The sequence below is a fragment of the Paenibacillus sp. FSL M7-1414 genome (assembly GCF_038003195.1).
Taxonomy (GTDB): domain Bacteria; phylum Bacillota; class Bacilli; order Paenibacillales; family Paenibacillaceae; genus Paenibacillus; species Paenibacillus amylolyticus.
In genome coordinates this window covers 6,752,975-6,776,646 of the sequence record NZ_JBBOOS010000001.1, presented here as the reverse complement: position 1 = coordinate 6,776,646, position 23,672 = coordinate 6,752,975, and the positions used below count along the sequence as shown (strand labels likewise).

21 protein-coding genes are annotated in these 23,672 nt (G+C 46.1%); 15 read left to right on the top strand and 6 right to left on the bottom strand.

The features are described 5' to 3' along the window. The first annotated feature begins 31 nt into the window (after positions 1–31). Together MHH92_RS29580 and MHH92_RS29575 are read left to right on the top strand one after the other, a co-directional pair. Positions 32–409, top strand: coding sequence for a LysM peptidoglycan-binding domain-containing protein (locus MHH92_RS29580; RefSeq protein WP_076252012.1), 378 nt, complete (start codon positions 32–34; stop codon positions 407–409). A gap of 177 nt (positions 410–586) precedes the next feature. Further along, a complete protein-coding gene (locus MHH92_RS29575; RefSeq protein ID WP_127550223.1) occupies positions 587–1,159 on the top strand; it encodes a hypothetical protein in 573 nt (190 codons plus the stop codon). Positions 1,160–1,266: 107 nt separating this feature from the next. Here the strand turns inward: MHH92_RS29575 and MHH92_RS29570 are convergent, their stop codons facing one another. Next, complete coding sequence (locus MHH92_RS29570) at positions 1,267–2,184, bottom strand: phosphatidate cytidylyltransferase (RefSeq protein ID WP_076213755.1); 918 nt, start codon at positions 2,182–2,184, stop codon at positions 1,267–1,269. 96 nt (positions 2,185–2,280) lie between these two features. Between MHH92_RS29570 and MHH92_RS29565 the strand changes: the two genes are divergently transcribed. Continuing rightward, positions 2,281–2,835, top strand: coding sequence for a hypothetical protein (locus MHH92_RS29565; protein WP_133386325.1), 555 nt, complete (start codon positions 2,281–2,283; stop codon positions 2,833–2,835). Between the two features lie 90 nt (positions 2,836–2,925). On the opposite strand, the gene MHH92_RS29560 is transcribed toward MHH92_RS29565, so the two are convergent. Continuing rightward, positions 2,926–3,387, bottom strand: coding sequence for a VOC family protein (locus MHH92_RS29560; protein WP_340907512.1), 462 nt, complete (start codon positions 3,385–3,387; stop codon positions 2,926–2,928). A 161-nt stretch (positions 3,388–3,548) separates the two neighbouring features. Here MHH92_RS29560 and MHH92_RS29555 point away from each other — a divergent pair, with 161 nt between their 5' ends. The 3 genes from MHH92_RS29555 (at position 3,549) to MHH92_RS29545 (ending at position 6,989) form a co-directional block, all read left to right on the top strand. Next, positions 3,549–3,983 (top strand): Lrp/AsnC family transcriptional regulator, encoded by a 435-nt coding sequence (locus MHH92_RS29555; RefSeq protein ID WP_340907510.1) that lies wholly within the window; start codon positions 3,549–3,551, stop codon positions 3,981–3,983. Between the two features lie 521 nt (positions 3,984–4,504). Beyond that, entirely contained in the window at positions 4,505–5,800 is a 1,296-nt protein-coding gene (locus tag MHH92_RS29550; RefSeq protein WP_133386323.1) for a GntP family permease, read from the top strand. Positions 5,801–5,822: 22 nt separating this feature from the next. Continuing rightward, entirely contained in the window at positions 5,823–6,989 is a 1,167-nt protein-coding gene (locus MHH92_RS29545) for a glycerate kinase (protein WP_340907508.1), read from the top strand. Positions 6,990–7,124: 135 nt separating this feature from the next. On the opposite strand, the gene MHH92_RS29540 is transcribed toward MHH92_RS29545, so the two are convergent. Together MHH92_RS29540 and MHH92_RS29535 are read right to left on the bottom strand one after the other, a co-directional pair. Next, positions 7,125–8,171 (bottom strand): CdaR family transcriptional regulator, encoded by a 1,047-nt coding sequence (locus MHH92_RS29540; protein ID WP_340907507.1) that lies wholly within the window; start codon positions 8,169–8,171, stop codon positions 7,125–7,127. Between the two features lie 145 nt (positions 8,172–8,316). Continuing rightward, positions 8,317–8,670, bottom strand: a complete 354-nt coding sequence (locus tag MHH92_RS29535) for a winged helix-turn-helix transcriptional regulator (RefSeq protein WP_289390695.1) — start codon at positions 8,668–8,670, stop codon at positions 8,317–8,319. Positions 8,671–8,736: 66 nt separating this feature from the next. Between MHH92_RS29535 and MHH92_RS29530 the strand changes: the two genes are divergently transcribed. After that, positions 8,737–9,552, top strand: coding sequence for an S-layer homology domain-containing protein (locus MHH92_RS29530; RefSeq protein WP_340907506.1), 816 nt, complete (start codon positions 8,737–8,739; stop codon positions 9,550–9,552). Between the two features lie 384 nt (positions 9,553–9,936). Next, on the top strand, positions 9,937–13,896 hold the full coding sequence (locus tag MHH92_RS29525; RefSeq protein WP_340907505.1) for a DUF4073 domain-containing protein: 3,960 nt from the start codon (positions 9,937–9,939) through the stop codon (positions 13,894–13,896). Positions 13,897–14,134: 238 nt separating this feature from the next. Here MHH92_RS29525 and MHH92_RS29520 read toward each other — a convergent pair whose 3' ends face one another. Continuing rightward, positions 14,135–14,707 (bottom strand): GbsR/MarR family transcriptional regulator, encoded by a 573-nt coding sequence (locus MHH92_RS29520; protein WP_340907504.1) that lies wholly within the window; start codon positions 14,705–14,707, stop codon positions 14,135–14,137. Between the two features lie 198 nt (positions 14,708–14,905). Here MHH92_RS29520 and MHH92_RS29515 point away from each other — a divergent pair, with 198 nt between their 5' ends. The 7 genes from MHH92_RS29515 to MHH92_RS29485 all read left to right on the top strand — a co-directional run bounded on the left by MHH92_RS29515 (position 14,906) and on the right by MHH92_RS29485 (position 22,203). After that, positions 14,906–15,781, top strand: coding sequence for a carbohydrate ABC transporter permease (locus MHH92_RS29515; RefSeq protein WP_036612319.1), 876 nt, complete (start codon positions 14,906–14,908; stop codon positions 15,779–15,781). A 59-nt stretch (positions 15,782–15,840) separates the two neighbouring features. Further along, positions 15,841–16,686: a carbohydrate ABC transporter permease gene (locus tag MHH92_RS29510; RefSeq protein WP_340907502.1), complete on the top strand. Its 846-nt coding sequence runs from the start codon at positions 15,841–15,843 to the stop codon at positions 16,684–16,686. Positions 16,687–16,723: 37 nt separating this feature from the next. Beyond that, entirely contained in the window at positions 16,724–18,097 is a 1,374-nt protein-coding gene (locus MHH92_RS29505) for an ABC transporter substrate-binding protein (protein WP_340907501.1), read from the top strand. Between the two features lie 160 nt (positions 18,098–18,257). Next, complete coding sequence (locus MHH92_RS29500) at positions 18,258–19,028, top strand: HAD family hydrolase (RefSeq protein WP_340907499.1); 771 nt, start codon at positions 18,258–18,260, stop codon at positions 19,026–19,028. Next, complete coding sequence (locus MHH92_RS29495) at positions 19,025–19,363, top strand: DMT family transporter (RefSeq protein WP_340907498.1); 339 nt, start codon at positions 19,025–19,027, stop codon at positions 19,361–19,363. Before MHH92_RS29500 ends, MHH92_RS29495 begins: the two co-directional genes overlap by 4 nt. Next, entirely contained in the window at positions 19,363–20,457 is a 1,095-nt protein-coding gene (locus MHH92_RS29490; protein WP_340907497.1) for a metallophosphoesterase family protein, read from the top strand. Before MHH92_RS29495 ends, MHH92_RS29490 begins: the two co-directional genes overlap by 1 nt. Positions 20,458–20,745: 288 nt before the next feature. Further along, complete coding sequence (locus tag MHH92_RS29485; protein WP_340907496.1) at positions 20,746–22,203, top strand: carboxylesterase/lipase family protein; 1,458 nt, start codon at positions 20,746–20,748, stop codon at positions 22,201–22,203. A 164-nt stretch (positions 22,204–22,367) separates the two neighbouring features. On the opposite strand, the gene MHH92_RS29480 is transcribed toward MHH92_RS29485, so the two are convergent. Next, positions 22,368–23,519, bottom strand: a complete 1,152-nt coding sequence (locus MHH92_RS29480; protein WP_340907494.1) for a VanZ family protein — start codon at positions 23,517–23,519, stop codon at positions 22,368–22,370. Between the last annotated feature and the right edge of the window lie 153 nt (positions 23,520–23,672).

Sequence of the window (23,672 nt, the reverse complement as noted above, 5' to 3'; positions counted from 1 at the left end):
TAGCGGAATGAAAGTCTGGAGGTCGACTAGAATGAGATATTCTACGTACAAAAGTATTTATGAATCCGTTTATACCAAAACGTCCGAGTCCCGCACCATGTATGTCAAAGATCAATTCATGCAGCGTGTGAAGACGCCAACCTGGCTAATGAAGATCGTCACTATAACTCTAATTATAATCATAGGGTGTAGTGCTGTATTCACTGCATTTGCCGGAGATGAGCAATTGTTGTCGGGGGACCAGATCGTTGTATCTCAGGGAGATACACTGTGGGGCATTTCATTGGCACATAAACCTCAGCAGATGGACACTCGTGTGTATGTAGAAGCAATCAAGAAAGTGAACAAAATCGAGCATAACGCCATTCAGATTGGACAAGTGTTGGTCTTGCCTGGGTTTGATCGATAAAATAAACGGTGCATGACGTCATGAACAGAGTTCTTTTTTTACTCATCGAGGTGCAGTTACATACTGAATTTATTAATCATTTACATATAATGGAGCTTCATGAGGGACAATATGGTGTAGTGATTAGTAAGTGGTGTGTTGGATATACGTGCTGAAGATGGATGAAGGGAGAATCAGATGATGAAAATAAATATAAAGAAATCTGTACTTTGCATGTCTGTGCTCTGTATTTCGCTATTCGTCAGTGCCTGTGGCACTAGTGGTGAATCGGTTCAGGAACATGCCTATCCGGAATCGAAGCAACCCGTAGAGGAAGCTGGAGAAAACTCTGTACCGAATGCGGATGCGAAGAATAACAATAGCCAAGGCAGTGCCAGTGGTGATGAGGGCAAGCCTACAGCTCAATCGGAATCCACTGAACCGTCTGAGCAGATTGATATCGTCATTGACCAGTCGGAGAAACCGAGCGAGGGTAACAGCTTTGATTTTGGAATTAAACAGGTTCCGAAGGGGTATACACTAACGGAGATGCGGTGGACGTCTAACACGGTGACGATTGTGAATTCACTACAGGAAGCCATTGAACATGGTGGAAATGGTGAAGAGGGGTTTTACTTTAGCGGCAATGGACAATTCTCCGGCTTTATCTATTCGGATGAGATGAAGGGCGAGCGGGGCAAAGCGACATTTGTCTTCACAAATGATGAGGGGAACGAAATCATGTCCGAGAAAGAAATTACGTTGAAGTAGCACGCATATGATTAAGGCTCCGTCATGAGCCTAGTGAAAAGGAAAAGCAGCCACTTGGGCTGCTTTTTTTGACATCCATGATTACAAGATCGCCGATCTATCTGTTGCTACATAAAGTCAAAGAAATAACGGACCACGTGGAACATAACCGGCGAGGTATAGGTCAGGCTGTCGACCCGGCTCAGGTAGCTTTTTTTGAGCGAATCGAACTTGTTGTCATCTCCAATTAACAGATCGCGCTTCAGTACAGACACCGTCAGACTGCCAAAGAATCCGGCCAGACTGATCAATACCCCGATGAACAGCGAGAATTTCCAATCAAATGGCGTCAGGTAGGGATGGATGAAATAAGACGTAGCTGTTGTTACAATAAATGCACACGCGAACCCTTCCCAGGTGACAAAAGGATTGGCGGTAGGCACCACTTTTCGTTTGCCCAGATAAAGAGAGACCAGATAATGCACCACATCATTAAGCTGTGTTAACACGACCAAGAACAGCACCAGCTTGGAGCCGTACTCCGGTGTGGCGAAAGGGAAATAGGCCAGGTGGCTCAGTCCAAACACCATCAGCATTAGTCCCCATTGTGTGGAGCTGACACTGCGCAGGAACCCGACCGTACCTTTGTTAATTAGGCGTGGCAAGGGCAGCACCAGGAACACATATAGTGGAATAAACACGATAAACATGCCATACCATCCAATGTAGATCCAGTAGAACTGAACCGGAATCGCCAGATACGCCCACAGGAACAGCCTGCGGTCGGCTTTACGTGTACTGCGAATCATGGAGAAGTATTCTTTGAGTGAGAAGAATGCAAGCACCATGAGGGAGATCAGGGACACGATGGGGTTAAAAAGGGTAGCGAGGCAGAATATCACAAACATACCCCACCAGGTTTTGATTTTTTGGCCGATGCCTGAATAGTCTTTGCTTGGCTGAAGCTTCGCAATAATTTTGTACACGATATGTATCACAAGTAAAGCTGTGAAGATTAACGTTAGTGTAAAGAGTGAACTGCTCACGTACCGATCACCTGCTTATTCAAAGTAAGATTCCATTATAGGGTACCTATGTTATTATGAAGGAATAGTGCCAACTTGATAAGGGGAAATTTTGTTATGACAGATGAACGCTCCATCTATATCCTGCTTACGAATACAGGAACGCTGTTTACCAAGGTTATTCAGAGTTATACCCGAGCGCCATATAATCACGCATCGATCTCATTTGACCGGGAGTTAACCGAGCTGTACAGCTTCGGCCGCAAGCATCCGAGCAATCCGCTGAATGGCGGGTTTGTGAAGGAAGATATACAGACAGGTACATACAGCAAGTATCCCAATACCACATGTGTCATATACAAGCTTCAGGTGACCGATCGTGAAGTGGAAAAGATGAAACGTGTGCTGCACATCTTCATCCGCAGCCGTCAGAAATATATGTACAATCTGCTCGGCGTGATTGGCATTACGCTCAAGGAACCGGTGGAGTTCAGCAACTCCTACTTCTGCTCCCAATTTGTAGCCGAGATTTTACAGCGTTCGGGAATCAAATTGTGGAATAAGCTGCCGGCGCTGGTGACACCGGATGATTTTCGCCAGAGTGAACGATTGCAACTGGTTTATGAAGGAAAGCTACGCGAGTATACGCTGGGGAATGCAGAGCAAGAGTAGGGTAGTGCGTATGCTGATGCTTGCCAAGCAAATCCAATCATGAAATAGCCTGCTGCCACGGATGACGAGGCAACAGGCTGTTTGTGTACTTCATATAGATGATGGTAAGGATCGGTCGAAATTAACCTCTTCGAGGAATTCAATCACTTCACCATTCGGACTGTGGACGAGCGCATTTCTAACCCGAAGTGCAGGTTCGCCAAGCGATATCCAATCCGGTTCAACGTAGGCCTTGGCTCCATGAGCGAGCGCTCGCTGATAGATATCTTCTACATCGTGCACGTAAAAGGCGAAATGTAACAGTGCGCCGTGCCGGACCGCTTCAGGAGAGGTGGCAGGTTCACCCTCGGCGGGAATGACGGCTTTTGGGTCAAATACCTCAATGCAGGTGCGCTGATCCGGAGAGATCAGCATACATGCCTCGGTAATGTGGAAGGAAGGCAAACTCCAGGAGTGACCGACCTTGAATCCCAATACTTTTGTATAAAACGCCAGGGTATCTTTATAATTTCGGGCCTGAATTGCCACATGTGCAAGTCCAATAACACTCACATTACATCGCTCCTTCTTCAGATTGTAGTTTAAATTATAGGGCTGATATCGCATTGGAACCATACAATATCAAAGGATATAATGAGATGAAATCTAACTATTTTTAGCTAATTTATCAGGATAACCTTATTAAATAAGGTCATGACTCGGAGGTCTTACAAATGGAACATATGATAGATGAGATCGATCAGCAGATTATGCGTTTGCTGCAACATCATGCACGTATCCCCGTTGCACAGATAAGCAAAGAAATTAACATGTCCCAACCTTCGGTTAAGGAAAGAATCCTGAAACTGGAGGAAAGAGGTGTGATAACGGGATATTCAACCATCTATAATCTGGCCCGGTTAAACCGTGGAACCACGACGTTTATTTTGCTCAAAACAGAGCATTGCGACGAGTTGGTCCAGTTCTGTGAACAGGCCATCGAAGTCACGGACGTTTATCGGATTAGCGGTGAGTATAACTATCTGATCAAGGTACAGACGGCGTCCATTGAAGAACTTGCCGAGTTCCAGGATTCACTGGTGAAGATGGGACCCTCGAAATCCCATATCAGCATGAAAAATATTATGGAAAACCGTGTTCTCCTCTAGGTTGTATCTTCAAGGTCAGGCAAGCTATACAAGTGTGGATGTTAGTGCCCCAAAAGTCTCGAAGCCCAAGCCGGGCTGATCCCGCGAATGAGTGAACGATTTTCTAAGGAACACAGGACGTCTTATTTGGCCTCTTGGCCTTCTTTTGAAAATGTAAGGAACACTAGACACGTTATTTCCCGCAATCCCTTGATAAAAACGCTGCAAACGGCTATTTATTCAGATATAACGTGTCTCAGGTTCTTTAGATTTCTGAGGACGCTTCTAACCGCTCAATAAGACGTCTCAGATTTTTAGCGCTCGGTTTCACCCTTTGCTCCAATAGTGAGTGAGAGGAAGGATTTGAATCCCGTTCGCTTGGGTTTCAGCTTTGAAAACGTACTCTAGGGTGATGATGAGGATAGTCTGTCCTTCGTATTGTGCAAATGCACAATGAATTTCGTCCTTTCATCAATATTTATTCTCGCCTCCAGCAACTATAATGAAAGCGTGTTCAACAAGTGTATGGGGGGCAATTGACAATGGAACCATTAACAATTAGCTGGATTGGCGCGCTGGCAGGACTGGCTATTGCCATCATTTTAATTTTGAGGAAGCTGAATCCGGTCTATTCTTTATTTCTGGGTGCAATTGTAGGCGCTTTAATTGGCGGCGCTAACCTGGAAGAGACCGTAAATATACTGGTAGATGGCACACAAAGTGTCATGGGAACCGTACTGCGTGTACTGGCAGCCGGGGTGCTTGCGGGTGTGATGATGGAATCGGGAGCAGCAGAGACGATAGCGCAGGCAATTGTACGGAAATTTGGCGGCAGCAAAGCCATTCTCGCCTTGGCGCTGGCTACGATGATCATTACCGCAGTTGGTGTATTTATCCCCGTAGCCGTGTTGATCGTTGCACCGATTGCATTGTCTGTAGGTAATAAAATGGGTATATCCAAATTGGCATTGCTGCTGGCCTTATCCGGTGGAGGCAAGGCGGGAAACATTATCTCCCCGAATCCCAATACCATTGCAGCAGCGCGAGGATTCGATCTGGATCTGAGCAACGTTATGCTGGCAGGCGTAATTCCAGCCATCTGCGGTTTGATTGTAACTGTTCTTGTAGCTTCAATGCTCAAGAACAAAGGGGTTATGGTTTCTGATCAGGAAGCCGAACAGGGCAATGTAGATACATCGAAGTATCCACCACTTGGCAAAGCCATTGTTGCCCCTTTGGTTGCGATCATCCTATTGATGATTAATCCCATCGGTTCTATTGCGGGCATTGAAGCATTGTCTACTTTTAAAGTGGATGCGATGTACATTCTGCCGATTGCAGGCATCATCGGTATGCTGGCGATGGGGCAAGGCAGAAATATTGTGAAGTATACAACCGCGGGATTAAACAAAATGACCGCAACTGTGCTCATTCTGGTAGGTGCAGGCGGAATAGCAGGGCTCATCTCTGCTTCAGATCTGTCAGGTCAGGTGGTGGGTCTGATTGAAGCCTCTGGAATATCCGGTACCTTCCTCGCACCAATCGCGGGTATTTTGATGGCGGCAGCGACGGCCTCGACGTCAACAGGTGTTATTCTAGCAACGGGCTCCTTCGGTGATGCCATCCTGAACATGGGTACGGCACCGCTTGCAGCGGCAGTTATGGTGCACACGGGTGCGACTGTCATTGATTCCCTGCCACAGGGCAATTACTTCCACGTGTCGGCTGATAGCATGAAGATGACGATTCGTCAGCGGATGGGCGTGATTCCATATGAGGCAATTGTGGGTGGCACGATGGCTATCGTAGCGACGTTACTGTACGGATTTATCCTTTAATCTAACGGATGGAGTGAGAGAGATGAGAGAAACTGTAGGGACTAGAGAGAAGACATTTGTTCTGGCACCGGATTCGTTTAAAGAAAGCATGACAGCGAAAGAAGTATGTATCGCGATGGAAAAAGGATTGCGTAAAATATATCCGACCGCAGGATATATTCATGTACCCATGGCGGATGGTGGGGAAGGCACGGTGCAGTCCCTTGTGGATGCTTCCGGCGGTTCCCTTCACCAGCAAGAGGTAAGCGGACCATTGGGTCAGACAGTGACTGCCCAGTATGGCATTTTGGGTGACGGATCAACGGCGGCCATCGAGATGGCATCGGCCAGTGGCATACATCTCGTAACCAAAGAAACCCGAGATCCGCTACAGACGACAACCTATGGAACGGGAGAGTTGATTCGAGCTTGTCTGGACCTTGGCATACGCAAAATCATCATCGGCATTGGTGGCAGTGCAACTAACGATGGTGGTGCCGGCATGGCTGAAGCGCTTGGCGCGAAATTTCTGGATGAACAGGGTCAGCCGCTTGCGCGGGGTGGCGGGGCTTTGGATCAACTGGCTCAGATTGATGTATCCGGTCTGGATGTGCGTTTGCAGGAAGTGGAGTTCATTGTCGCCTGTGATGTGACCAATCCGCTCTGTGGGGAGCATGGCGCATCAAGGGTGTTTGGGCCACAAAAAGGGGCTACCCCAGAGATGGTTGAGCAACTGGATGCGAACCTGTCCCATTATGCAGATGTGGTGAAACAGCAGTTGCACAAAGATATCCGTGATATGCCAGGTGCCGGAGCGGCTGGCGGGCTGGGTGCGGGACTCTTGATTTTTACACAGGCAGTGTTGCGTAAAGGCATTGAAATTGTCATTGAATACACTGAGTTGCGTGAAAAATTAATTGCTGCGGATGTCGTATTTACGGGCGAAGGCGGTATCGACTTTCAAACGAAATTTGGCAAGACCCCCTATGGCGTTGCTCGGGCAGCCAAGGAAGCGGGTAAACCTGTAATTGCCATTGCAGGTTGTGTGGGCGAAGGAATCGACACCCTGTACGGGGAAGGCATTGATGCCATATTTGGTATTGTGCCCGGGGCAGCAGATCTGGAGCGGTTATTGCAAGAAGGCCCTGAGAATGTGGAGCGTACAACCGAGAATATTGCCAGGGTGTTGAAACTGGGTCTACTATCTTAGATCAGTGACGATCGGGATCGTACGGGGAGTTACGTGATCGTATTGGAATGCAATGTAAAAAAGACGGGATACGGATATGCCTGAAATCAGGTGATCTGTGTCTCGTCTTTTGCTATTCTCGAAGCTGTTCTGACGCTATTGGTAGAACGCGAGTAGTCCATGTGTAAGTTCAATGAGTTCCAGCAAATTACGGGGGTCTTTGCCCGTAAGAGTCTGTATGCGTTTGAGCCGATATTGAAGGGTATTGCGGTGAATATTGAGATGGTCTGCTGTCGTGGTCATACTGCCGTTATGTTGGATAAAACTGCGGAGCGTATCCAGCAGGTCAGCTGTATCCTCAAGTTTGCTGACGATATTGGCATGAGCTGTTAGATCAGCTGCACTGAATCGTACCAGAAAGGGTACATCCTCATACCGAATGATCGGTGAGTCTGGCTGAAGCGCCAGCAGAATGTTCATCACAGACCGGGCCTGTTCATAACCGGTGGCGATATTCGCTTCTTTTTGGCTGACGGCGATGAATGCTGTGGGTGTGATCTGTCTCAAACGCTGGATTATCCGATCAACGTCTACTTCATTCTGGATCAGAATAATCTGATCATCACCATCACCTTCAATAGAGAATGAAGGGACTTGGAGCAATATGCGGTTAACCTCCGTCTCAGCGGCCAAGGAGTTTTTGGGGAGACGGACATATAGAAGAATGGTTGGCAATTGCAGATCAATACGGTATTGCAGGGCTTCCTTTTTGACCTTTTGTGAGTAGGAACCAGATTGGTTCAGCAGTCGTTCGATAAAGGCTTTTTTACGTGAAGCTTCATGGGCCATATTTTCCAATTGATTACGTTGTTCGATCAGGAGAGAAACAGTGGTGCGTACGATGTTGCAGAAAGGCCGAACTTCATCTGGATGACCGGATATGCCAATGACCCCGACATGCTGCTGATTGATTAGAATCGGTTCGTTGGTGCCCATCTTCTCAAGTATGCCATCCTGCCAAACCTCAATCATGCTTCCTGTCGTTAATGCGCGGACAGCGCCCTGATGAACTGTGCCCACACGTTCCTTCTGACCACTTCCAATAATAATGCCATGCTCATTCATGATGTTGATGTTGTATGGAATGTCTTGCATCATTTTATCTACGATATCCTGTGCCTGTTTTTCCGAAAGCTGCAACAACGAAGCTCCTCCCCTTCCATCTCATCGTGCAAAATGTACATCTTCTCTGATGATCATTCCGCCCGATACCCATATTGTGCATCTGAACGAAATTATAGAGGAATGGTAAGGCTTACACAAGCACGACAGTTCGAATTGAAGGTGTTCATGTATCCATAGTGGTACCTTGTGTACTGTTCAAATAGTTCAGATGTGCTTTGCCCCAACCACACATGCCGTCCAATAACGCACCAATGGTCTGGCCGTGTTCGGACAGGCTGTATTCCACCTTCGGTGGAACATCCCCATAGAGCGTACGCACAATAATTCGATCCTGCTCCAGCTCGCGTAGTTGTTTCGTTAACGTGCCTTGGGCTACATCAGGAATCATGCGTCGTAGTTCACCAAATCGTTTCGTACCTTCCTTTAATAAAATAAACAAGATAAGGGGTTTCCACTTCCCATTAATGGTGTCCAGCGTTGTTAATACTCCCTGTAACCTGGGTTCTTGTAAATCCATATTCAACAGATTGCTCCAAACACGAATGTGCGTGTACTGGCTCGCCCAGTAGAGATCGAAACGAATATGCAGAGCCGCGAAGTGACGTTGACTTTGCCACTGCGTGACAGTCTGCCAACCGATCCGGCTGCTCGTCAGCAAGCATTGGACAACCTGGCGATCTATATCGAACACAGTGACGGCACAAAAGAATTGATTCAAGGCAAATTGGTGAAACTCGCAGATAACAGCGAAGGCATCGAATTTACCGTAACCAAATTCAGTACGTTCACTCTCGTTGTTGTGGATGGACTGAAAGCTTCACAAAGTGCACATCCGCCGTACATCCAAGGTTTCGGTACAGATTTCCGTCCGGATGCCTTCGTAACACGTGCACAGATGGCAGCTATGCTGGCTCGCAATCTTCCAACTGAAGTAGCAGGTTCAGCGAATAGCGTGAGCTACAAGGATGTATCTGCGACACACTGGGCAACAAGTGACATTCAAAAAGCTCAATCCGCTGGCGTCATGAACGGCATGAGCAACACTCAATTTGCACCGGAAGGTTCGATCACCCGTGCACAGATGGCAACGATTGCGTATCGCTGGATGCAGCAACAAGCGAGTAATACAACAGTGAATGGTCCAGCAGTTTCCTTCACAGACGTATCCGCAGACCTGTGGGCAGCAGAGGCGATTGTATACGTGCAATCCGCTGGCCTGATGGTTGGTTACAACGATGGCACATTTAAACCGGACAGTAAGCTGACGCGTGCGGAAGCGGTGAAAGTGTTGAATGTATTGTTCAACCGCACACCTCTAACTGGCGCAGTTACGCCAACGTTCAGTGATGTACCAGCAACACACTGGGCATATGCAGATATTGAAGCTGCAGCGCAGTAATAATATCAAAGTAGATAAAGAAGGCCATCCTTGGGGGTGGCCTTTTGCAGTTTAACGAACTTGAATACAATCCAATGAATGTATTAGACAGAAACTTTGCTGTAACGAGTCCTAAAGATTAACATACTCACTCACTTTCGTTTTCGCATTCCTCGTAAAATTCTACATGCTGAGAAGAAATGCATGGGTCTATAGATTAAAATAATTACAGAAAAATGCAAGAAAAGATGAATTTCATAGGGGGATTGTTGAAAAATCACGAAAAAAATACGGAATTTTAATGTTTTTTCGCGATTTTACGCCAATTGTTCAGAATCCGTTCAGACCAAAGTACTAGAATGAAAAGTATAAATGATTCGAGCTGGGAGGCTCAAGGAGGAAATAATGAAAACATATGCGAGGAAAATAATCAGTGCGGTACTGGTGTTGCTGATGTTAATCCAAGTTGTCGCTGTAGTACCTGTTCAAGCGAATCCGATGACACCTTTGGAGAAGTTAAATTATGCAATCAGCGAGGGATCTGTTAGCGAAATACAGGAGGTACTGGAAGGGAACCTGATTGTGACTTTGCCACTTGGTTACTCTGGGTTGTCTATACAAGAGAAAGAAGCGATAGCGAGATTGGTGGCTACTTTGCCAAAAGGGGAAGCGTATTCTAGTGAGGAACAATTAGAATATACTTTTAACTTGGCATATCAAGGCATGATTTTAATCAGTAATACGGACTTGTTTGCTATACAATTGCAAATGGATCTGGTCTACAGTCTGTTGAGCCAGTCTAAAAACCACTTCACCAATGACACCACAGAAATGATGTATAAATCGGGTGTGAAGTATGAAGAAATGAGCGGTGTTGATCGACAAATAATTTCTCATTTTATCCAAATGACCTTAATTGCATTTCATGGTAGTGAGGGATCAACTGAGTTAGACAACGCATTTTTCCAAGTAATATATGGGATAACCGGGTATCCTGAAATCAATAAAGCAAAAGTCGAGGAATTGATGTTAGAGACGTTGAACTTTAACCAGTTCTTTAAAGGGTCCATTGATGAGTTTATTGATGATAACCCTGAATCTGGTGCAGTAGCCTATCCATTGGATTTTGATAAATTGAAATCTATTCAGGAAGACTCGGAACAAATGACAGAACTGGCTAATTGGATGATTGAAAAGATGCCGCAAGGTGGCTTTGCTTCAATAGAAGATATCCAAAAAAGTTTCGATCAGTTCTTTAATTCGGCAGCACCGTTAGTAACCGTAGATGATGATGTCAATGTCATTGTTGGTGCGGATGATACTATGGAATACACTCAGAATAATGGCGAGAATTGGTTTGATTACAGCACCACTAACCCACCCGAATTCAAAGGGAATAAAACGGTATGGGTTCGTGTTAAAGCAAACGAAAGTAATGCCGCAAGTCTCTATGAGATTTTAATCTTTACAGAGAATAAAGAAACAGACCCGCTTGAATCATTGAATCTAGCTAAGAGTAATGAAGATGTAGAAGGTGTCCTTAGCGAAATTCAAGATTCCGCGTTAGGACTCGAACTGCCTGTAGATTTCAGTGATTGGAGCAACGATGAGAAAGAATCTGTAGCTGTATTTGTCACTTTAATGAATGGGGCAAAAGGATATGTGAGTAAAGGACAAGTGCAATATGTACTTGATATGGCTGTAGAACCACGAAACCTCTTTAATAAACCTGCACTGACTGATGTTGAGGAGAATATCAATGCTTATTTTTCCAAATTATTAAATTTACCTGAAGTTTTTAGCATAAACCTCGACCCAAGTATTCAATCACTATATAAAGTAGGGAAAACGTATGAAAATTTGTCTGTTGTAGATAAACAAATTTTTGCATACCGCATGAAATTTTACTCAATGCGTGATGAAATTCCTTCATATCAGAACAGAGATCAACTTTCTACGTCGTTATCTACTTACAATGCAATCAATGATGTAACTAATCAAACCAAGATGTATAATGCTTTGGTACGTCTACGTTTAGTACAGAAGGAATCAACACAGTATAACAATCTCCCTAGTACTATCAAATATATGGTAGAGTTTCCGCTTAACATGGACAAAGTGGATAGCATAGATTATGCGACATATAGAAAACTTGCCCAATGGATGATTGATAAGCGTCCAGTTGGTGGTTATGAAAACTATAAAAACATCCAAAAAACTTTTGATCAGTTCTTTAATCCAGCAGATCCTTTGAGAGTTATCAACGAAGCGAGAGCTACGAAGAATACTGATGCTATACTCGGGGCAATTACTCAACCGGAATGGTTGGATCTTCCGGCTGGCTTTGACATTCTCCAACCTGAGGAGAAGAAAGCCATAGCTAATGTGGTAATGACCTTTTTACCGATTGACTATGCCTACGATCTTAAGAAACAAGTGCAATATGCTGTAGAAATTGGGTATAAAGGCATCCAGACGATCAAACAAACAGACAAGATTCTTTTCCAACAGCATTTGAATGAGTTCTATTCCCTTTTTGTTGAGTCAACAGAGTACTTTGAATATCCAGGGATGGAAATGTTTAAAGAGTTAGGTCAAAAATATTTAAATGCATCCAATGTGGATAAAGAGTTGCTTGCTTATACTGCAAAACGTCTGTTTCAGGGTTCGGATCTTTCAATTGAACAGGTATACGGTGCTTCATTAATGTTAGTCATGAATTATTCCTACATTAATGATGCTATAGACGTTAGCGAGATGAAGAAAGCCATGCTGATGCTATACAGCTTCCAGCAATCTACTGAGATGATGGAGCCTTTCGAACCATTCCTACTTAAGTTGAATGCTATGAAGGATCTAGTAGAAGATGATACTCGAATGGGAAAACTGGCTCAATGGATGCTTGATCGCAAGTCTGCTAACGGATATAGCAGTATTAGCGAAGTGCAGACAGCATTCGATCGTTTCTTCGACCAAATCATTATTATTACGCCTACACCTACACCATCAAATGGCGGTGGAGGTACAGGATCTACACCAGTAACGTCTACACCTGGACCAACAACGAAACAAGAGCAGATCGTGGTTGACGTTAATGGTGCAAATGGCACCAACTTGACCAAGACACCAATCACACGTACAACCGAAACCAACGGCATGATTAAAGATCTGGTGAAGATGACCGAAGCGATTGCCAAGGAATCGGTGGAAAAAGCGAAGCAATTAAACATGAACACCGCACGTATTGTCATCCCAGACACCAAAGATGCCGTGTCTGAGACACGTATTGAACTGCCTAAGGCAGCGGTAAAAGAATTGAATGATGGTTCGCTGAAACTTGAAATCTCCACTGAAAATGTAGTGATTTCCGTTCCAACGAATTCTATCGCTGGATTCGATCAAGACTTATACTTCCGCGTTGTACCTTTGAAAAAGGAATCGGAGCGCAAAGAAGTTGAAGAGCGTGCGAAGAAAGAGCAACTCATTCAACAAGTTGCTCCGAATACGAATGTTCGTGTACTGGCTCGTCCGGTAGAGATCGACACGAATATGCAGAGCCGCGAAGTGACACTCACGTTGCCACTGCGTGACAGTCTGCCAAACGATCCGGCTGCTCGTCAGCAAGCATTGGACAACCTGGCGATCTATATCGAGCATAGTGACGGCACAAAAGAATTGATTCAAGGCAAATTGGTGAAATTCGCGGATAACAGCGAAGGCATCGAGTTTACCGTAACCAAATTCAGTACGTTCACCCTCGTTGTTGTGGATGGACTGAAAGCTTCACAAAGTACACATCAACCGTACATCCAAGGATTTGGTGCGGATTTCCGCCCGGATGCATTCGTAACACGTGCACAGATGGCAGCCATGCTGGCTCGCAATCTTCCAACTGAAGTAGCAAGTTCCGTGGATAGCGTGAGCTACAAGGATTTATCTGCGACACACTGGGCAACAAGTGAGATTCAAAAGGCTCAATCCGCTGGCATCATGAACGGCATGAGTAACACCCAATTTGCACCGGAAGGTTCGATCACCCGTGCACAGATGGCAACGATTGCGTATCGCTGGATGCAGCAACAAGCGAGCGCTACGACGACAGTTACAGAAGTTTCCTTCACAGATGTATCCGCAGACCTGTGGGCAGTAGATGCGATTGCATACGTGCAATCTGCTGGCTTGATGGTTGGTTACAACGATGGTACATTCAAACCCGATAGTAAGCTGACGCGTGCTGAAGCGGTGAAAGTGCTGAATGTATTGTTCAACCGCACACCACTAACTGGCGCAGCTACGCCAACGTTCAGTGATGTGCCAGCAACACACTGGGCATATGCAGATATCGAAGCTGCAGCGCAAAAGTAATATTTTTAAAAGAAAAAAGGGGTCATTAACGCAGTAGCATATGGAAAAGAGAACCCCTAATGACGGATAGGATATGACGATACAATTGATAGAATAAAAAAAGAGCTGTTCCAAAAGCCATACATTGGCTAGGAACAGCTCTTTTTTGCGGTTTAGTGTGACTCAACAATGGTACGTCAGATCGTCTAGGTTTGTTAGCGCTTGATCACCCATTAGTTATTCTGTTTACGAAGTTGTACTACTCTTTATCGGGCGTGTGTGAAGCATTCTCGTAAAACTTACCATCCCGCAACTGATCCACGAATCCTTGTAACCAGACGTAGTATTGCTCCGCATGTTGGAGTTTGTGCAGATCACGCAGTGCATCATCTCGATCTTTGGACGAGGTATGTTCCGAAAGGATCATTGTCGACAGGTCAGGAATGACCTCACGAATGCCTTCTAACATGACATCTACTTCCCGTTGGAGCTTGGCTCCAAAGAAATTCTGGAACGTACGATAGAAGTCGGTCTCAGCCAGATATTGATCCTGGCGCTCCTTCTTTTCCTCCAGTTTATAGATCATCTGTGATTCTGTAAGCGAACGAACCGCATAGCTCATGTTGCTCTTGCTCATATTCATCGAGTTTTTCATCTCTTCAAGTGTCATCGGTCGATCCTCAAAATACATGATGCCGTATAATTTGCCAAACGTATGATTAACCCCATATAGATCCATCGTATTGGCGATGGCCTCAATGACTCTCTCCCTCAGCGCATGCCGATCAGGTAACGAAGAATGATTCGGGTTCCCGGCGGTTTCTTTTCCCACAATGTCACCTCTGGTTTATGATAGCGTTCCCACTAGCTGCCTCATATTTTACATGACTTGCTCCAATTTTAACATAAGCCGGAATTAGAATTTTCAATACGAGTGTACAATCAATTTTGTACAGAATAAATATAAAGCTGATTATACTCAAAAATTCCCAATCATTAAAGAAAAATTGGACAGTAAGGGGTGGGGGATTTGCGTTTAAAACTATGGAGGGAGTCTGAGGCGGTACTATTCACGCTGCCAGCTCTAATCCCATTGCTGATCTTCTGGCTGGGACCTCTGGGATATATCGTTTATCTCAGTTTCACCGATTGGGACTTTATGAGCCCGAATAAGCTGTTTGTTGGTTTGGACAATTACAGTTATCTGCTGACAAACTCTGAATTCTATAGGTCATTGAAAGTCACCTTGTTATTCGGACTGGGGAGTGTAATCCCAACTATTGTGGGCGGATTGGCACTTGCGATGCTCATGAATAGCAAGATCAAATCATCCGGAATCTTCCGGACATTACTCTTCTCACCTTGGGTCACCCCGACAGTTGCGGTGTCCATTGCGTGGTCCTGGATCTTTGAGCCAGAAGTGGGACTCGCTAATCTTATGCTGGGCTGGGTTGGCGTATCACCCATTGGCTGGTTGCGTGACGCGGACTGGGCATTGGTTGCTGTTCTGATCGTCACGCTCTGGAAGTCGATTGGGTGGGCGATGGTATTTTATCTCGTTGCACTACGAAATCTACCTTCCGATCTGCTCGAAGCAGCTTCAATCGATGGTGCAAACGGTTGGGATAAGTTCAGAAGTATCACATTGCCGCTGATCTCACCAACGACGTTTTTTCTCTCAATTATTCTTACCATCCAGTCCTTGCAAGCCTATGACCAGATCAATGTCATGACGCAGGGTGGACCGGCGGGATCAACGAGAACGTTGCTGTACATGTATTACCAGTCTGCATTCGAATCCTTTAACGTAGGTGAAGCTTCGTCCATCGCCGTTGTGATCATTCTGATCTGCGTGTTGCTCTCGGGAGTATCCTTCCTGCTTGGCAGACGTCTGGTGCACTACTAATGACAATGACATTGCCCAACAAAAAGTCTAAACGGATGAAGCGCAAGGAGTTGCAGAACGTGTCACAACCGAATTTTAAAATAAGTAAATTAATCCGCTACCTTCTGTTAGCCATTATCGCGCTGGGTACAGCCTTTCCCTTCTATTGGATGGTCATTAGCGGATTCAAAACCAATGATGAGATCTGGCAGTTTCCGCCGACCTTCTGGCCGGAGACGTTCCTGTGGAGCAATTATGTGGATGCCTGGAATGCGACACCATTTGCCCGTTACATCCTGAACAGTACCGGGGTGGCTTTAGCCATCTGTCTATTTCAGATCGTCAACTCCAGTATGATGGCGTACGCCCTGACACATATGAAATTCCGTCTCAAAGGTGTACTGACATCCCTGATTCTGGTGGGTTATATGATACCGAGTACGGCCGTGTATCTGCCTAGTTACCTGGTACTTAGCGAACTTAACCTGCTGGATTCCTACACAGGCTTGATTGTATCCAACTGTGTCAGCGTGTTCTCGATCTTCCTGATCCGGCAGGCGTTCATGCAGGTATCTCATGAATTGGTGGAAGCCGGACAGCTGGACGGTGCATCTCACTTCCGGATTCTCTGGACGATTATCACGCCGCTTGTTCGCTCAAGCTTCGCCGTGATGGTGCTGATTACGTTTATTGAACAGTACAACAACTATTTTTGGCCTATGCTCATCACCAAAGACCCTGATTTACAGCTGGTATCGGCGGGTCTGCGCAGCTTCTTTGTAGAAGGCGGGGCATATGGACTGGCTTGGCCACAGATTATGGCTGCGAGTGCCTTCACCATCGCACCCCTACTTATTCTCTTCCTGTTCACCCAGAAGACGATCATGCAGAGCGTGAATATTACGGCTGGTGTGAACAAGAACTGATATGAATCACCATTCACCTAAAACGGGAGGAACAACAATGAATTGGAGTCAGGCAAGCATGACATGGAAAAAGAGATTGAGGTTGAACTGGAAGGGTGGCATGTCGCTGGTACTTGCGACCAGCTTTGCACTGCTGACCGCTTGTGGAACACAAGCACCCGCAGAATCAGGCACGACGGCTGCTGCCAGTGGAACCGAAGCTCAGGCGAAAGATCCGGTGGAGATTGAGTTCTGGTATGGTCTGGGTGGTAATCTGGGCGATAACATGAAAAAGACGATTGATGCGTTCAACTCCTCCCAGAACGAAGTCGTTGTAAAAGGGATTGTACAAGCAGATTACACGGAAACTGAACAGAAGCTGCAAGCAGCAATTGCTTCCAAAAAGGTTCCAGCCGCTGTACTCAGCTCCAATATAGACTGGGCACGTAAAGGATATTATGCACCCATGGATGAGATGATTGCCGCTGATTCGAATTTTAAGAAAGCTGATTTCATTCAGACATTCCTGAACCAGGGACAGGTGGATGGAAAGCAATACTTTTTGCCAATGTACGGTACAACTCAGATCATGTATTACCGTATGGATACGTTCAAGGAGAACGGAATCGACCCAGCAACTCTGACGACATGGGAGAAGCTGGCTGAGGCGGCTACGAAGATGAGCAAACAAGAGAATGGCAAGACCACCTTCTACGGTTGGGAACCGATGTGGGGGAGAGATAATATGATTGATGCCGTGCTGGGTAAGGGCGGAAAGATTCTTAGCGACGATGGCAAAACCGTTATGATCGACTCTCCGGAATGGATCGAGACATGGGACTTGTTCCGTAAATGGATCAACGAAGACAAGATTATGGGCATTCACTATGGAGGTCAGGGCTGGGAGTACTGGTACAAAACGATTGATGATGTGATGAAAAATAAAGCAGCAGGTTATACCGGATCTAGTGGTGACCAAGGTGACTTGGACTTTAGCGTAGTCGCTGCGATGCAACAACCAGGCTGGGAAGGTATTGGTGAAGGAAAACCGGTAGCAAGTGCCATTTCGGCAGGTATTCCGTCAGCTGCAACGCCTGAACAACAACAGGCAGCATACAAATGGCTTACGTATTTCTCTGAAACTTCGAACACAGCTTCATGGTCCATGAACACCGGATATATTGCAGTACGTCAATCTGCGCAACAAGATCCAGAGTTCATGAAGTTCAGTGAGGAAAATCCACAGATCACCGTACCACTGCAACAAGCAGCTCACGCTTCGGCTCCATTCCAGGATCCAACGGGTGGCAAGATCAATGATGCATTGAAAGATGCAGCTGATCAGGTACAGATCAATAATATGCCAGCGGAACAAGCGCTGAAGGAAGCGAAAGAGAAAGCACAGAAGGAACTGGATAGGGTAACGAAATAACGATATCGACAAGAACTGTTTCCAAGAGACTCGGTCGTGAAACTGACCGGATTGTAAACATAACGTATCAATAATCACTATAAGTAACTCAAGCGGAAAGGGCGGTACATGCTGTACCGTCCTTTCCGTTCATAAAGATTGCAGACAAGGAGTTTGACCAATGCAAGATGAGATGTATGTGGACGGATTACCAAATCCGATTGAAGCCGTTTTGTTCGACAAGGACGGGACATTACTTGATTTTACGGGCATGTGGGGATTCTGGACCGATTGTGTGTTGAACGACTTCAGAGACCAGTTGGCGACCAGGGGACTTCGTATCAATACAGAGGAATTCCCACAGATCTGGGGTACATTCCACGATGACCAAGGCCGGATGAATGGGTATGACGTGCGGGGGCCACTTGCGATGGGCACGATGGATGAAGTGTATGCCGTGCTGACGTGGCATGGATATCGTGCGGGTCTCAGCTGGGCGGAAGCCAAGATCATGGTTCGGGAGTGTTTGGCGCGAGCGGAGGAAGAGATGGAACAGCATCGTCCGGCACGTCCGTTACCGGGAGTTCAAGAATTCCTTGAACAGTGCCGTAGCGAAGGTGTCGCTATGGGTGTCGTGACGGCAGATGATACACCCAGTGCAATTAAACATTTACAGTGGATGGGACTGGATTCCTTTTTTGACGTGGTGATTGGTACAGATCTGGTGGAGCGGGGCAAACCTTTTCCCGATATGCTACTGCTTGCCTGTGAACGGTTGGGTGTATCCGTGCAGTATACCGTGGTCATTGGAGATACGGACGGAGACATGGAGATGGCACGAACCGCTGGTGCGGGGTACAGGATGGGCATTGGAGAACCGGGAAAAATCCGCTTGGCGGATAGAACGATTCAATCCTTCCATGAATTGCTGAATGGTGGGCTGAATCGATGACAAACAGTCACGCCTACTTGGGCTGGGTACTGTTGGCACTGGCCATCGGGCTGGAGCTGAGCGCTACCATTTTGCTGAAAGTATCGGATGGATTCTCGCGGTTATGGCCTTCGGTGTTGATGTTTGTCTGTTATGGCGCAAGCTTTACATTTCTTAATTTTGCAGTGAAGTATATGCCGCTGGCTGTGGCCTATGCGATCTGGTCTGGCGTGGGCATTACGCTTATTGGCGTCGTAGGGCATTACTATTTTGGTGAACGTCTGCGGCTCACGTCGATGGTCTGGATCGGTTTTATTATGATTGGCATTATTGGACTGAAATGGAGTGATTCTTGATGAGAAATGAACATACACCGGAGCAACCTATTGCCAGCTTCCAGGTCATTACAGACACACATGTGCGAGATGAGGCAGACCATATTCATAACCGGCATCTGGACCAAGCATTAGCCGACATAGCTACATTTAGTCAGGGGAGCAGCGGGATTATGCATGTGGGCGATGTGACAGATCGGGGGCTGCCGAGCGAATATCGTGAGTTGCAACGCATATGGAAGCAACATGCGGAGAGTTTGCCGGATATTCGTTACACGGTAGGTAATCATGATATTGGAGCCGTGGTATGGCAAGATCCGCCGATCGTTTTGCTTGAGATGAAAGAGGATGAAGTAGCCGAGTTGTTGGAGCAGGAAGCAGATATAGAGCTGGTCACTAAACAAACCGCTGCTGAATCAGCTGCACTGATTGAGCAGTTATCCGGTGGAACCTATACGTTGTCTGCTGCACCTTCGGAGCAGGTGGACCAAGACGGGGGACCGATCTCTTCAGGAGTCGAACCAATTACTGTCGCCGGGTTGTGGCAGCGTCGATTAAGTGATTTTGAAAGGACGACAGGCATGAAGGGCTCTTACCACGACCATTGGACTGATGGGTATCATTATATATTCCTGGGCACCGAGCAACCTCATCCGAAGGATTGCGATATGTCGTTCGAACAATTGGAGTGGCTGGATGCGAAGTTGTCTGAGCATGCAACACTCGATCATCCCATCTTCCTATTCTTACACCAGCCGCTTATGGATACGGTAGCAGGATCGCTGAAGGAACAGGGATGGTATGGTGTGAATCAGGATGCTGAACTCAAGGCCGTTCTGGCCAAATATCCGCAAGCGATCCTCTTCTCGGGTCACACCCATTGGCAACTGGAGGCACAGCATACGATGTACGATGGTGCAGGCCACATGCCAACGATGTTCAATGCGTCGTCTGTAGGTTATCTATGGACCGATCAGGATGAACATCTGGAGGGCAGCGAAGGGCTTCATGTGGAGGTTTATATGGATCGAGTGGTTGTAAAGGGGCGGAACTTTGTTACGAGCGAATGGATTGAGGGTGCTGAGTTTACGGTAAGTTATCCTGTAAAAGGATAGTTATTTGGGTGGTGAAAAGAAAAGGTTACTCTAAGGGTCAATGCCATTAAGACAAGTTAAACTTGTTGACATTGCTCAAAGGGTGGCCTTTTTGGTATCCATCTTAAGGATATGTATCAGATAAAATGAATCTCCAACCCCATAAAGTTCCACGTGAAACGTAGCAGGGGAGGCTAGAGTTGGGTAAAGTTGTAAATAGGTATGACAACAAACTATACTCAAATAAGTAAACATGATATGCACGTACTCGTTAATTTAACCTATTTACGGAGAGGAAGTAGAAGCGGCATGAGAGAACTTCAGGTTCAAACGACATATGGTACCGTTCAAGGCGAACTTTTGCACGATGCAAGTGTATGGAAAGGCATTCCTTATGCGAAACCTCCAGTAGGTGCGCTGCGTTTTAAGGCTCCGGTACAGCCCGAGTCATGGGATGGAATCAGACAGGCCAATCAATTTGGACCTGAGAATATACAACCACGAAATCATCAACCAGAAGGCCAGACAGAAATTCCGAATGAGTCAGAAGATAGTCTATATCTGAACATCTGGGCACCTAAGGGAAAAAGAGCAACACCACTGCCGGTCATGGTATGGATTCACGGTGGATCCTTTGTAACAGGTTCAGGTAGCCAGCCGATGTATGATGGTACACAGTTAGCGGTTCGGGGGGACGTCATCGTTGTGACGATCAACTACCGATTAGGACCTTTGGGATTCCTGCATATGGCTCCATTAGGTGATTCATATGTATCCAATGCAGGTCTGCTGGATCAGGTTGCGGCATTACAGTGGGTGAAGGATAATATCTCTGCTTTTGGTGGTAACCCGGATCAAGTTACGGTGTTCGGCGAATCAGCAGGCAGCATGAGTATTGCAGCACTGATGGCGATGCCAGCGGCCAAAGGACTGTTCCAACGTGCCATTATGGAGAGCGGTGCATCTCAGTTCATGCCGGCAGAGCAAGCTGCAGCATTGCGGGAAGGGATGTTAAAGATTCTTGGGGTGGACCGGGACAACCTGCAGAAGTTAAATACAATTCCTGTAGAGCAGATTATTGCAGCGGGTGAAACGGTCAAACAGCAGAGCGGTGCAGGCATGGCATTGTTGTTCCAACCTGTGTTGGATGGGAATACACTACCACAGATGCCACTTCAGGCAGTGAGTGAAGGCTCAGCGCAGGATATTCCGGTGCTGATTGGTACGACATTACACGAGGGTGCGCTGTTCATCCAGCCACATGTACCTTTTTCAAAAGAAATCGATATGGTTCAGGGCGTAGACTTTATGACGCCAGATCTGGAGAACCGGGTAGCCATCGCGAATAGTTATCCAAAAACGGCAGATGGACAAGCCCAAGTGATGACCGATATGTACTTCTGGCGGTCAGCGCTGCAATATGCTGCGGCACAGCAGAAGTATGCCCCGGTGTGGATGTATCGATTTGATTGGGTGATGCCGGAACATCCCTTGTTAAAAAGAGCGATTCACAGCATCGAGATGTTCTTTGTGTTTAATACACTGCATGTCCTCAAATTCATGAATGCAGAGCCGGATGAAGCTGCGGCGGCACTTGCCCTCAAGGTACAGGATGCCTGGATTTCCTTTGCCAAGAATGGCCAACCTGAAGTTGCAGGTGTGAACTGGCCTGAATATGAGCAGGATCGTGCGACACTAATCTTCAACCATGAGATTGAGGTCGTACATGATCCGGATGCAGCCAAGCGAGAGCTGTTAGGATTATAACCCAGGCCATTATTTGAATGGATACTCTGAATAACTGCTATGCGCCCGATCAAAAGAGGACGTTCATTCTCATAATGAACGTCCTCTTTTTGTAATCCGGCTGAATAATAAGCAGAACGTAAGCACTAATTAGAGGTACATTATGCCTTGTTATACTCCAAACATTATTTACGAGAGGCACGTGTGCGGGACACCTCATCGAAGTAGAAGGAACGTTTTTCACGGGAGAAGAGCACGATCAAGACATGAACAAAGAGCACGGCGTAGACTAACATATAGATACCGAATGTCCCCAAGGAGATCCACATTTGATAAGGCTGAAGCATAACATCCTGATGACCTGAAAAAGCATAATCGTTGACCAAGCGAATGATCGTAACGAGAAGCCATGGAACATAGAGTGCGGCAAATCTTTTAAATAACGATTCACTGGTAGGTGTGCCGGTCTGACGATCTACATAGCGGAATCGCAAGATAATCGAACCTGGAGTTACCCCATTTCGTACCCAAGGGATGAAGAATAGCACAATGACCATAGCAATGGATGTACTTAGCGCATCACTGATCACATCAGACGCTGTAAAGATGGAGATTAGATTCGAAAGAAAGACAACAACGACTCCATCAATAATTAACGCGAGCAATTGAGGCATAGTATACACTCGGTTTTGCTCCACGATCTGTTCACTCTTCGCCTGAATGCTTGCACGTGATGGGAATAAAGCAAGCAGGATGGGCGCTGTGAAAAATCCAATGACTGCTCCCGAAGTATTCAATAACAGATCATCTACATCGAAGAGGCGGTAAGGACAATTATAATACCCGTAGAATCCGGTGATTTGAGTGATCTCGAAGAATAAGGAAAGCCCGAATCCACCAAGCAGGGCGTACTTCCAGAATGATCTCTTTTGAAAAAAATAACGAATATATACACCCAGCGGCATGAGAAGCAGGACGTTAAATAGAACTTGCAGAAAGGCTCTGCCCTGAATCATGCTGAGATAGCTGGAAGGCTGAGACCATACAATGGGTGTTTCCTTCATGATGTCTTTGACAAAAGTGAATGGAACCAGATTGTAGTAGATCGTGTCAGCGGCTTGCTGCGCACAGGTATCTTGCGTAGTCGGAAACGGGAGAATGACGAGGCAATAGGCGGCCAGAATATAAAAGATAAACGAAAAGCTGATGCTAAACCGTGACCAGCTGAAGAAACCGTCTTTACGATACCCATAGATCAGCCACGGCACCAGCAAAAACATGGCCGCAACAACAAAGATCAAAAAAGCCATTTGCACAGGGAAAACATATGAGGACATGAGTAGGAACTCCTTTGGTATTAAATATAATAACAGTCATAGAGACATTAAAATTCATGTATGTGTAGTGCGTATCTATTAGTTACATCATAAGTAGTTACCCTTAAAGTGAGGGATGCATGAACCTTAAATTTGGTTTAAATCCATCCATGC